Source organism: Ruegeria sp. CE6, assembly GCF_056537485.1.
On the sequence record NZ_JBQFRR010000006.1, the window covers coordinates 71,568 to 83,882 of the forward strand.

Consider the following 12,315-nt stretch of genomic DNA (forward strand, 5'->3'; position numbering starts at 1 on the left):
ACCCGTTGCGGCATCCTGCCCCCGATTGATGTGCGCGACAGCACTACACCATCGCGCGTCGAGGCGTATATAAGGGCGAGAACAGGGGCCTGCAAGCGTTCAGAAACGCAGGTTTTCGGGAATCTGTGGCCTTTTTTGGCAAGGTTTTGGCAAGGTTTGGGGATTCTGGAATGGCGCGGCTGTTATTGCGCGGATTTGATATTCGGAAAGGCTATTTGGATGCGGCGGCGCAGTCGCATCTAGTTGACCTGCTTAGGCCGATTCTGAAAGTGGCACCGCTTTATCGGCCCGTGACACCTTCGGGCAAGGAAATGTCAGTGCGCATGACCTCGGCCGGGGCGCTGGGATGGGTCACTGACCGGGCGGGCTATCGGTATCAGGACACGCACCCAAAGGGCATGACATGGCCCGCGATTCCAGATGAGATTTTGACCATCTGGCAGGACCTGACCGGCGCGGATCGCCAGCCCGATTGCTGTCTGATCAACTATTACGGTGAAGGCACCAAGATGGGCCTGCATCAGGACAAGGATGAGGCCGATTTTTCGTGGCCCGTGCTGTCGATTTCATTGGGCGATGACGCGCTGTTCCGTATCGGTAACACCACGCGGGGCGGCAAGACCGAGTCGATCTGGCTGAGCTCGGGCGATTTGGTGATCATGGGCGGCCCGGCACGCTTGACCTATCACGGGGTGGATCGCATCCGGTTCGGGTCATCCAAACTTTTGCCAAAAGGCGGACGCATCAACCTGACATTGAGGGTCGCAACGTGAAGTGCGATCCAATATCCGGGAACAGGTTTTCAGAATACAGCACGCACAGCAAAGATCAGCGTCGCGCATCCCAGCTTTTCGAGACCTGCCTGCGGGTATAGAACTCACCCAGCAGGCCGATCATTGTTAAAACTATTCCGACCCAAAGCGCGTACTCCCAACTGGTGTTCCGGGGAAAATAATTTCGGAACACAAAACCACGACATTGATCGATGATGTGAAACAGTGGGTTCCAGGCAAACAAGGTCAGCATGAACCCACCTAGCGCGTTGCCAACGAACATCTTGCCCGAAAATATCATGTTCAATCGACGGTACACATTTTTTAGGATGCTTACAGTATTGGGAAACCAGGGTTTCAGCGCCAACAACACTAAACCGACAGAGCATCCCGTGAACCAGGCCAGCAAAAGCATCCCAAATGCACCGCCGGGCTCTTGGATCACAAGAGGCGAGACGGCTACGCTGTAGACGAACAGGATGACCAGGATCGAGATAAGCTGCGTATAAAGTATACCGAAGGCAGATGCTGACAACATCACCATCATTGTCATTGGCGAGTGCAGAGTCATCGGATTATTGCCGGATCCAGCCCCGGCGATTGCAGTGACAGACTTGATATGCGTCAGGAACAAAAAAACTCCGGAGAGCAGGAACAAAACCATCTCGCCCCGGATTTTGGCCATGCCAGTCATTCGACCAATTAGCGTCATAAGTATATAAAACGCCGTCACCAGAAGGACGACCTGAACAATGTTGATCAGGATTGCCATCACCGCGTTGGAGTGCTGCGACCGGATATTGCGAACTACTGCATGGAATATCAGCTCGGCGGTGGTGAAAGCCCCGCCCAGCAATGACTGATTTCTCTTGAAGTGAAACACTCGAATACTCTTTCCTGCTATGTCAGCCGCAAATTGGCACGAAATTCTTGCTGTTCCGTATCCATCGCATCATAAGTCCGTGAGATGCCCTGATCAACAAACCACAGGAACGGAGCTTTTTTGTGACTTATGACGCGCTTATTCCCGTCATCCGGCGGCTGGCCTTGCAGGCAGGCGACAAGATCATGCAGATCTACGAAGCGGATGATTTCGACGTCAAGGTCAAGTCAGACTCAAGCCCGGTAACCGAGGCGGACGAGGCGGCGGATGCTTTGATCTCGGCCGGATTGCGCGAGGCTTTTCCAGATATCCTGCTGGTGACCGAGGAACAGGCAGCTTCGCATTCCGAAAAGGGCGAGACCTTTCTGATTGTTGATCCACTGGACGGCACCAAGGAATTCATAAATCGGCGCGGCGATTTTACCGTAAATATCGCTTTGGTCGAAAACGGCGTACCGACGCGTGGCGTGGTCTACGCCCCTGCACGGGGCCGGATGTTCTATACGCAAGCTGACGGGCAATCGGTTGAAGAAATCGGGGATCTGGACAAAGATCAGCCGGGCGCGTTGACGCCAATGTCAGTCTCTAAACCAAACAATTCGGCGCTGATGATCGTTGCATCCAAGTCGCATCGGGATCAGGCGACCGAGGACTACATCAACAAATATCAGGTGCGCGACAGCAAAAGTGCCGGGTCGTCGCTGAAGTTCTGTCTGGTGGCGACGGGAGAGGCCGACCTCTACCCCCGTGTTGGCCGCACCATGGAGTGGGACACCGCTGCGGGCCACGCGGTTCTGGCCGGTGCGGGCGGACATGTGGTGCGCTTTGAAGACCATTCGCCGCTGACCTATGGCAAAGACGGATATGCCAATCCATTTTTCATCGCCTATGCTCCAGGCGTTGAGCTGAAGGAAGCCTGATGTCAGTATTGATAGCCATTCCCGCGCGCTACGCTTCGACCCGCTATCCAGGCAAACCTCTGGTTCCGCTGACCGGGGCAAACGGAACCAGCATGACTCTGATCGAACGATCCTGGCGCGCTGCGATTTCCGTGTCAGGCGTAGATCGCGTGGTTGTAGCAACCGACGATGACCGTATCCGCGAAGCCTCAGAGGGGTTCGGTGCCGAGGTGGTGATGACTTCAGAAACCTGCCGCAACGGTACCGAACGCTGCGCCGAGGCGCACTCGGCTCTGGGTGGCGGTTATGACATCGTCGTCAACCTGCAAGGGGATGCGCCTTTGACCCCGCATTGGTTTGTTGAAGACCTGATCTCGGGTCTGCGCAACGCGCCAGATGCGGGTGTGGCCACCCCCGTGCTGCGCTGTGACGGGGACGCACTGAACGGATTACTGAACGATCGCAAGCAAGGCCGGGTCGGGGGCACTACAGCGGTGTTCGGCAATGACCACAGCGCGCTTTACTTCTCGAAAGAAGTGATCCCTTTCACAGCCGAGACCTATGCCAGCAGTGACCCGACACCGGTATTCCACCACGTCGGAGTTTATGCCTATCGGCCTGACGCTCTGACTGCTTATCCGGGCTGGACTAGCGGTCCGCTGGAGACACTGGAAGGGTTGGAACAGCTGCGCTTCATGGAAAACGGCCGCAAGGTTCTTTGTGTCGAAGTCGAAGCCAAAGGTCGTCAGTTCTGGGAACTGAATAACCCGCAGGACGTGGCCAAGATCGAAGAAATGATGGCCGCTATGGGGCTTGAATGACAAATATTCTGGTTACAGGTGGCGCAGGTTATGTCGGCTCTCATGCCTGCAAGGCACTGACAAGGGCAGGGTATACGCCCGTAACCTATGACAATCTTGTCATCGGATGGCAGGACGCGGTGAAATTCGGCCCTTTCGAGCAGGGCGGCCTGCTGGACCGCGCCCGGCTGGACGAAGTGTTCGCCAAATACCAACCCGCCGCCGTGATACATTTCGCCGCCCTCAGTCAGGTCGGCGAAGCGATGGCTGAGCCCGGAACGTATTGGTCGAACAATGTCGCCGGTTCGCTGACACTGATACAAGCGGCTGTGGATGCGGGATGTTTGAACTTTGTGTTCTCGTCGACCTGCGCCACCTATGGCGAACATGACAACGTTGTGCTGGACGAGAGCACGCAACAGCAGCCATTGAATGCCTATGGTGCCTCGAAACGAGCGATCGAGGACATCTTACGTGATTTCCAAGCCGCATATGGCCTGAAGCACGTGATCTTCCGCTATTTCAACGTGGCCGGGGCCGACCCGGATGCCGAAGTTGGAGAGTTTCACCAACCAGAAACCCATCTGGTGCCGCTGATGCTGGACGCCATCGATGGCAAGCGGGGTGGCTTGACTGTATTCGGCACCGATTACGACACACCCGACGGCACCTGCATCCGCGATTATGTACACGTCTGTGATCTGGTCGATGCACATGTACTGGGGCTGAAGTGGCTAGAACAGGGCAAAGAAAGCCGCGTGTTCAATCTGGGCACCGGGTCGGGGTTTTCGGTGATGGAAGTCATCGAGCATTCCAAAGCCGTCACCAACCGTGCGGTACCCTACAGCATCGGCCCGCGCCGAGCCGGGGATTGCACGCGTCTAGTTTCAGGCTCGGTCCGAGCCAAGGAAGAGCTGGGCTGGACACCAAAAAGATCAACGTTAGAGACGATGATCACGGATGCCTGGCGTTGGCATCAGAATGGCGGCTATACCAAGTGAACCTTGAGGATCAGCCGCTGACCTGGGTGCAGCGCTACAGGCTGCGCCTGAAACGCAAGCGGCTGTTGTGGCGATCCTTTCGCAGCCGCCATCAACTGAAGTCGTTGACTGACAACACGCAAAAGATCACACCCGGCGCCATTCTGGCCTTTACCACGCTGCGGAATGAGATCGGCCGTCTGCCGTGGTTCTTTCACCATTATCGCACGCTGGGCGTTGATCATTTTCTGATGGTGGATAATGGCAGCGATGACGGCTCGGTCCCGTATTTGCTTAAACAGCCGGATGTGTCGCTGTGGCGGACTACGGCAAGCTATCGCGCGTCTCGGTTCGGATTGGATTGGCTGACTTGGCTGCAGTGGAAATTTGGGCACGACCACTGGACGTTGATGGTCGACGCCGATGAGTTGCTGATCTACGCCCATCAAAACACCCATACGATGCGCGATTTAACTGCATGGCTGGACGCGCGCGGTCAAACCACGTTTGGGGCGATGATGCTGGACCTCTATCCCAAAGGTCGGCTGGGCAAGCAGAGTTATGATCCGCATTCCGATCCAACCGATTGCCTGAACTGGTTTGACCCCGGCCCCTATCGTGCCCAGCGCCAAAGGCCGATGGGCAACCTTTGGGTTCAGGGAGGCGTACGCGAGCGGGCGTTTTTTGCAGATCAGCCCCAAAAATCACCGACCCTAAACAAGATCCCTCTAACCCGGTGGTCACGACATATGGCCTATGTGAATTCGTGCCATTCCGCGCTGCCCCGGTTCTTGAATTTTGAATATGACGGTCCGGGTGGGCAGACCGCCTCGGGCGTGTTGTTACACACGAAATTCCTGCCTGAGGTTGTCGACAAATCGCGGATCGAAAAACAGAGGCGGCAACATTTTCACGACCCCGATCGGTTCGGCGCCTATTATGACGGGATCATCAGCGGGCCTGATCTTTGGACTTCTGACTCGGTCAAACTAAGTGATTGGCAACAGTTACAAGACCTTGGGCTCATGAACGCGGGCGGATTTCCTGCCACAGGGGGGAAGTAAACCGGATTTAAACCCGTTGCCTCACAAGGTGCAGAGATGTCATAAAACGTTAATGTCCGGCACCACTCAGGCCTCAGGCGGCCCCGGGCAGACGCGCGTATCAAAAAAGGTTGGGCAGCCGCGTGAGCCTTTTGGATTCCTATCGCATGAGATTGCGGCGCAAGCGCCGCCTGCTGCGTTGCCTACGTCGGCGTCGGGATCTGAAAGCGGTGCAAGATAACACCAACAAGATCAAAGAAAACGACATCTTGTTGATGAGCGTGATGCGGAACGAAAAGATCCGCCTTCCCTATTTCTTAGACTACTATCGAAAGCTTGGCATCAATCACTTCCTGTGCGTGGACAACAACAGCGATGACGGCACCCACGAATACCTGAGCAGCCAGCCGGACGTTTCGCTGTGGTGGACGGATGTAGGTTACAAGAATGCGACCTTTGGTCTGGATTGGTCCAACTACCTGCTGCGCCGCTATGCGCATAAGCACTGGGTTCTGACGGTCGATCCGGATGAATTCTTTATCTATCCTTTTTGCGATACCCGCCCGATCCGCGCCCTGACCGACTGGCTGGACGATACTGGTGTGCGCAGTTTCGGCACCATGCTGATCGACATGTATCCCGAAACCGGAATCATGGATGCGCCCTATCATGAGGGCCAGAACCCCTTTGAAGTCGCGCCTTGGTTCGACTCAGGCAACTTCATGATTACCCGCAACCCGACCTATGGGAATCTGTGGATTCAAGGCGGTGCACGCGCACGAGTTTTCTTTCAGGACAATCCCCTGAAGGCCCCGGCCCTGAACAAGATACCTCTTGTGAAATGGCACCGGCGCTACGCCTATGTCAGCTCAACCCACGCATTGCTGCCGCGCGGGCTCAATCAGGTCTATGAAGAGCAGGGCGGTGAAAAAACCAGCGGAGCGCTGCTGCATGCAAAGCTGATCAATACGCTTGGGGAAAAAGCTAAAGAAGAGTTGCTGCGCGGACAGCACTATGCTGCATCGGGCGAGTACAAGGCTTATGCCAAACAGTTAGAGGATAATCCGGTTTTCTGGAACAAATGGTCCGAGAAATACATCAACTGGCGACAGATTGAGATCCTCGGCCTGATGTCCAAGGGGAACTGGGCATGAGCAGCTTGGGCATCGTAATGCTGGTGCACACCGCGCTGGATCGGGTTGAGCAGGTGGCACGCCATTGGGCCGCCTCGGGCTGTCCTGTGGTCATTCATGTAGATCAGAAAGTCGGCGATCCGGCTTATTCCGATTTTGTCGCCGCTTGTTCGGATGAACCGCTGATCCTGTTTTCAAAACGCCATGTCTGCGAATGGGGCGGCTGGGGTATTGTCGCAGCATCACAATCCGCCGCATCGCTGATGTTGGCGAGGTTTCCAGATGTCCGGCATGTATATCTGTCTTCAGGCGCGTGTCTGCCGCTGCGTCCGGTCGCTGATCTGATCGACTATCTGGCCGACCGGCCCCGTGTCGATTTCATCGAAAGCGCAACCACGCGCGACGTCAGCTGGACGATTGGCGGTCTGGATCTGGAACGTTTCACCCTGCGGTTCCCCTTCTCGTGGCGCAGGCAACGAAAACTGTTCGACAATTACGTGCGGTTGCAACGCGCGCTCGGATTGCGCCGCGCAATTCCCGATGGTTTGGTGCCACATATGGGCAGCCAATGGTGGTGTCTGACCCGTCAAACCTTGTCGGCCATTCTTCAGGATCCAAAACGTGCCGAATATGATCGTTATTTCCGCCAGGTCTGGATTCCCGATGAAAGCTATTTCCAGACACTGGCACGGCTCTATTCCACCCATATCGAAAGCCGATCGCTGACCCTGTCGAAGTTCGACTATCAAGGTCGGCCGCACATGTTCTACGACGATCACCTACAATTGCTGCGCCGGTCCGACTGTTTCGTGGCGCGCAAAGTCTGGCACAGCGCGAACCGGTTGTATCAGACCTTCCTGACCGACCACGAAGGCGCACTGACCCCGGCCGAGCCCAACCCCGGAAAGATCGACCGGGTGTTTTCCAAAGCGGTCGAGCGGCGCGTTCGCGGACGGGATGGTCTTTATATGCAAAGCCGCTTCCCTCGCGCGGCTACGGAACGCAGCCTGACAGCCTTTCCCTATTCGGTGTTTCAAGGCTTTACCGAGTTGTTCGAGGATTTCGAACCTTGGCTGACAAACGCCATCGGCGGGCGGGTGCATGGGCATCTGTTCGGTCCCGAACGGGCGCAATTTGCCGAAGATGAGACGATCATCAACGGTGCGCTCAGCGATTGCGCAACGCTACGCGATTATAACCCCTCGGCCTTTCTGTCGAACCTCATCTGGAACACACGAGGCGAGCGTCAGTGCTTTCAATTCGGGCCAACGGATATTCAGAAAATCAATGAATTCCTGACGCAAGACCAGAATGCACATATTGCGGTCATCTCGGGGGCCTGGGCGGTTCCATTGTTCCGTTCGAACCTGAATTTTGCCGATATCCGGTGCGAAGCTGCCCGCCTACAACAGATCGAAAGCAAACAGCTCAAGCTGCTGGATGCCGCCCGCGCAAAGACGCGCATTCGAATATGGACGATGGCAGAGTTTCTGGAATCCCCCATGGAACAACTGCAGACCGTTCTGGAAGACATGGGCGCGCCCAAACCCACCCATCTGACTGAGGCACCGACGATGGTGGATCTGACCGGGTTCGGAAAGTTCCTGCAAAACCTCAAGAACCAAGGGATGCATCCCTATCTGATGGGGGATTTCCCTGTGAATGACGTGTTTGGCGCACAGTCCAAATCGTTCAAGAAGCCCTATTTGGTGCAGTAACCTAAAATGACCCGCCGCTTCGATTATTTCATCGTTCTGGCCGATATGCGCACCGGTTCGAACCTGCTTGAATTACAGCTGAACACGCTGGATGGCGTCACGTGTCACGGAGAAGCGTTTAACCCCTATTTCGTCGGCCTGCCAAAACTGGACAGCGTTCTGGGCTTTACCCTGGAAGATCGTGAACGCGACCCGATGGCGCTGATCGACGCCATCCGAAACGCGCCGGGCGAGATGAACGGCTTTCGCTTTTTCAGCGACCACGATGCGCGGGCGCTGCCACCGGCGCTGGATGATCCGCGCTGCGCCAAAATCATTCTGATGCGCAACCCTCTGGATAGCTACATATCGTGGAAAATCGCCTTGGAAACAAAGCAGTGGCGGTTAGTGAACATCAAGCAACGGCGGGAAGCTCAGATCACCTTCGATGCCGAAGAATTCGCCGAACAGCTCGACCAGCGGCAAGCATTTCAACAAACAGTGCTCAAACATCTGCAGACCACCGGGCAAACACCGTTCTATATCGACTATGACGATCTAACAGATTTGGACGTTCTGAACGGCCTTGCCGCGTGGCTTGGCGTCAGCGCACGTCTTAAGGAGCTGAACCAGCATCTCAAACGTCAAAACCCGGCGCCTGCCCTGTCGAAAGTGACCAATCCGGATGATATGGAGCTGGCCCTGTCGCAACGTGACCGCTTCAAGCTACACCATATCCCAAGTTACGAGCCGCACCGCGGGCCGGCTGTTTCGCGCTATGTGGGTGCTGCGCAAACTTCGCTGATGTACCTTCCGGTGCGCGGCGGCCCCGAGGCTGAAGTGGTGCAGTGGATTGCCGATCTGGACGGGGTGTCACAAGCCGACCTGATCACCGGCCGCAATCAAAAACAGACCCGTCAATGGATGCAGGATCATCCCGGTCACCTCAAATTCACGGTGCTGCGCCATCCGCTGGCGCGCGCGCACGCTGTGTTCTGCGACCGTATTCTGCACACAGGCCCCGGCGCATATGTCAGCATTCGCAATATGCTGAGCCGACGGTACAAGGTCCCGCTGCCTGCCAAGGGTGATCTCAGCAATTATACCCGCGATCAGCATTCCGAGGCGTTCGCGGCCTTTCTGGGCATGCTGCGCAGTATTCTGGCGGGTCAAACCCCGATCCGTGTGGATGGGGAATGGTGCGGACAGGCGCAGACGCTGGAAGGCATGGCCGGTTTCACCATGCCCGACCTGATCCTGCGCGAGGATGAGATGGAAACCGCCTTGCCCGACCTTGCCTACAAAATTGGGCATACAGCCCCACCAACCCCAAACAAGGCCAAGCCGGACGCGCCGTTTGCACTTGATCAGATTTACGACGCACAGCTTGAAGCGCTGGCGAAGGAAGCGTACCAGCGCGACTATACTGTATTTGGATTTGGTGACTGGAAACCGCTTTGAACCTTGCTTAGGGGCGCAGGGTAATCACGGTTCCTTCATTCACCATGGCGTAGATCTCTTCGATCTCATCATTCTTGACCGCAATACAACCTGCCGTCCAATCCGGGGTCTTCTTCGCCCGCTTGAACTCGGATCGCAGATTGGGTTGTCCGTGAATGAAGATGTCGCCGCCCGGATCAACACCTGCGGCCTTGGCTTTAGCCAAGTCTTCCGAATTGGGATACGATATACCCAACGATAGATGATACCTGCTGCGCGGATTGCGACGGTCGATCAGATAGGTACCCTCGGGCGTACGGCCATCGCCTTTTTTGTTTTTCGTGCCGGTGGGCGCAAATCCTAGATCGATATCATACTCCCGCAAAATCTGCTCGTTATGGAGCAAATACAGCTTGCGTGCACCTTTGTTGATGACCATCGAGGTCACCTCGGGCCCGCGATAAGAAAGAAATCTGGGTTTGGCTGAGGCACACGCTGAAAGGCTCAGCGTTGCCATTGCGCCCATTCCGAATGCTCGACGATCCATTATTTTCACTGCCTGATGCTCTTTTTTGTCAATTATTATGCCAGATTTTCGCGAAACTTAAATCACTTTTTGCTGTTCGACTGTTCCGTCAGGCGGCGTTCGATCGATTCCAGCCTTTCAAGAACCTCATCACGATAGGCGTCGGTCTTGACCTCATCCTCGGCATGGTGGGCATCCTGCATCGAGTTCACGATGAGACCGACCAGCAAGTTCACCACCGCAAAGGTGGTCACCATGATGAAGGGAACAAAGAAAAGCCAGGCGTAGGGATACACCTCCATCACAGGGCGGACAATGCCCATGGACCAGCTTTCCAGCGTCATGATCTGGAACAGCGTATAGGCCGACAGACCCAGATCACCGAACCAATCGGGGAACGTGCCCGAGAAAAGTTTGGTTGAGATCACAGCGCCGATGTAAAACAGGATCGCCATCAACAGGAACACGCTGGCCATGCCCGGCAGGGCTGAGATGAAGCCTTCGACCACTCGGCGCAGGCGCGGCGCGACCGAGATGACGCGCAGGACCCGGAGGATACGCAGTGCCCGCAGAACTGAAAGCGCCCCTGCACTGGGAACCAGGGCGACTCCCACGATCACGAAATCAAACACATTCCAGCCGCTGGTGAAGAACCGGCGCCCTGTGGCGATCAGTTTCATGACGATTTCGATGACGAATATGGTAAGGCACAGCTTGTCCAACGTCACGATCAGTGGACCCGCTGCGTCCATCAGCGTGGGCGATGTCTCCATCCCCAGTAGTACCGCGTTGAACAGGATCACACCGGTGATGAATTTCCCGAAAGCCGGTGCTTCGATGATGGGCAGCAGTCGTTGGGCGATCACCATGCGGGCGGTCCTTATCTCAGGGTTATTTGTTCAAAATGAACCGAGCGGCAAGTTCGGTGTGTGACGACCATCGAAATTGGTCAACCACCTGTACCCATTCAAGGGCATATCCGGCGTTAACCAGCGTTTTTGCGTCACGGGCAAAGGTGATCGGGTTGCACGAGACATAAGCAACCACCGGGCGCATGGCCTGCGCCAGCTCGGCTACCTGCGCCTCGGCCCCAGCGCGCGGCGGGTCAAGCACAACGGCGTCGAATTTCTTGAGTTCATCGGGCATGAGCGGGCGGCGGAACAGGTCTCGGGCCTCGACTGTGACCTGTTTCAAGCCTTGCGCCTTGCGCCAGCCCTGATCCAAGGTCTTCGTCATCTCGGCCTCACCTTCGACTGCATGAACTTCAGCAGTCTGTGCCAGCGGCAGCGAGAATGTCCCGCATCCGGCGAACAGATCGACAATCCGCTTTGTCCCCGACGTAGCGTCGGAAACAGCCTGTAATAGAGCCTGTTCTCCGTCTTTTGTGGCTTGTAAAAACGCTCCGGGCGGTGGAGTGACGCCAGCGGTTCCAAAGCGTTGGATCGGAGGCTCACGCATGGCGATAACCTCATCATCCCAACTAAGCCGGGCAAGACCGTGATGCTCGGTCGCTTGCGCGAGCGCCAGCTCCAACGGTCCATCCAGCGGTTTGCCGCCCTTGACCGCAACATCCAAACCGCCTTCGGACAGGGTCAGCGTTACGGCCAACACACCTTTCCGACTGCCACCCAACAACGCCAAGGCTTCGGCCACCGGGATGGCAGCAATCAAGGTTGGGTGCAGCAAATGGCAATCCGGGATTTCGGTAATCGTGTCAGAAGCGCGACCATGAAACCCGGCCAGCGTACCCTTCTTGGTGCGCCGCACGGCGATGGTGGCCCGACGGCGGGATCGTTCAGGCGAAGTGTGAATGGGCCGCATCGGGGCATCGAGCCCCTGCGCGGCCAACGCGTTGCGCACCACCTCAACTTTCCACTCGGCGACAAAATTATCGGTCGCATGTTGCAACTGGCAGCCGCCGCAGGCCTTGTAATGACGGCAGGGTGCCTTGACCCGCTGATCCGAGGGTGTTTCGAGGCGAATATCGTTCAGAAACTGACCCAGCAACGTACCGCTGACCACTTCACCCGGCAGAGTGCGTGGCGCATAGATCGGACCATCGGCGATTCCGTCGCCCTGATGTCCAAGGCGGTTTATTGTGTATTGCTGCGTCATGGAGGCCTGATAACTGGGGTTTGAGC

At 56.3% G+C, this 12,315-nt stretch carries 12 protein-coding genes; 8 read left to right on the plus strand and 4 right to left on the minus strand.

Annotated elements, in window-relative coordinates; all coding sequences use genetic code 11:
* Positions 1-170 precede the first annotated feature (170 nt).
* Positions 171-773: an alpha-ketoglutarate-dependent dioxygenase AlkB family protein gene (locus ACR0DK_RS19520; protein ID WP_223117291.1), complete on the plus strand. Its 603-nt coding sequence runs from the start codon at positions 171-173 to the stop codon at positions 771-773.
* Between the two features lie 55 nt (positions 774-828).
* On the opposite strand, the gene ACR0DK_RS19525 is transcribed toward ACR0DK_RS19520, so the two are convergent.
* Positions 829-1,656, minus strand: coding sequence for an ABC transporter permease (locus tag ACR0DK_RS19525; protein ID WP_170567266.1), 828 nt, complete (start codon positions 1,654-1,656; stop codon positions 829-831).
* Between the two features lie 122 nt (positions 1,657-1,778).
* Here ACR0DK_RS19525 and cysQ point away from each other — a divergent pair, with 122 nt between their 5' ends.
* The 7 genes from cysQ (at position 1,779) to ACR0DK_RS19560 (ending at position 9,669) form a co-directional block, all read left to right on the plus strand.
* Positions 1,779-2,576: a 3'(2'),5'-bisphosphate nucleotidase CysQ gene (gene cysQ, locus ACR0DK_RS19530; protein WP_223117292.1), complete on the plus strand. Its 798-nt coding sequence runs from the start codon at positions 1,779-1,781 to the stop codon at positions 2,574-2,576.
* Positions 2,576-3,376 (plus strand): 3-deoxy-manno-octulosonate cytidylyltransferase family protein, encoded by an 801-nt coding sequence (locus ACR0DK_RS19535; RefSeq protein ID WP_223117293.1) that lies wholly within the window; start codon positions 2,576-2,578, stop codon positions 3,374-3,376. Before cysQ ends, ACR0DK_RS19535 begins: the two co-directional genes overlap by 1 nt.
* The gene (galE, locus tag ACR0DK_RS19540; RefSeq protein WP_480737711.1) at positions 3,373-4,356 is read left to right on the plus strand and encodes a UDP-glucose 4-epimerase GalE; all 984 of its coding nucleotides are present in this window, start codon (positions 3,373-3,375) and stop codon (positions 4,354-4,356) included. Before ACR0DK_RS19535 ends, galE begins: the two co-directional genes overlap by 4 nt.
* Positions 4,353-5,399, plus strand: a complete 1,047-nt coding sequence (locus tag ACR0DK_RS19545; protein ID WP_480737713.1) for a glycosyltransferase family 2 protein — start codon at positions 4,353-4,355, stop codon at positions 5,397-5,399. Before galE ends, ACR0DK_RS19545 begins: the two co-directional genes overlap by 4 nt.
* 146 nt (positions 5,400-5,545) lie before the next feature.
* Positions 5,546-6,532 carry a glycosyltransferase family 2 protein gene (locus ACR0DK_RS19550; RefSeq protein WP_170399507.1) on the plus strand — a complete coding sequence of 329 codons (987 nt, stop codon included), beginning with the start codon at positions 5,546-5,548 and terminating at the stop codon, positions 6,530-6,532.
* A complete protein-coding gene (locus ACR0DK_RS19555) occupies positions 6,529-8,229 on the plus strand; it encodes a DUF5927 domain-containing protein (protein WP_480737717.1) in 1,701 nt (566 codons plus the stop codon). The genes ACR0DK_RS19550 and ACR0DK_RS19555 overlap by 4 nt, the downstream gene beginning before the upstream one ends.
* A gap of 6 nt (positions 8,230-8,235) precedes the next feature.
* Positions 8,236-9,669 carry a nodulation protein NodH gene (locus ACR0DK_RS19560; protein WP_480737719.1) on the plus strand — a complete coding sequence of 478 codons (1,434 nt, stop codon included), beginning with the start codon at positions 8,236-8,238 and terminating at the stop codon, positions 9,667-9,669.
* Positions 9,670-9,676: 7 nt separating this feature from the next.
* Here ACR0DK_RS19560 and ACR0DK_RS19565 read toward each other — a convergent pair whose 3' ends face one another.
* The 3 genes from ACR0DK_RS19565 to ACR0DK_RS19575 form a co-directional block, all read right to left on the minus strand.
* A complete protein-coding gene (locus tag ACR0DK_RS19565) occupies positions 9,677-10,195 on the minus strand; it encodes a L,D-transpeptidase family protein (RefSeq protein WP_170399336.1) in 519 nt (172 codons plus the stop codon).
* 62 nt (positions 10,196-10,257) lie between these two features.
* A complete protein-coding gene (locus ACR0DK_RS19570; protein WP_170515151.1) occupies positions 10,258-11,043 on the minus strand; it encodes an ion transporter in 786 nt (261 codons plus the stop codon).
* A gap of 22 nt (positions 11,044-11,065) precedes the next feature.
* Positions 11,066-12,289 (minus strand): class I SAM-dependent RNA methyltransferase, encoded by a 1,224-nt coding sequence (locus ACR0DK_RS19575; RefSeq protein WP_480737722.1) that lies wholly within the window; start codon positions 12,287-12,289, stop codon positions 11,066-11,068.
* Between the last annotated feature and the right edge of the window lie 26 nt (positions 12,290-12,315).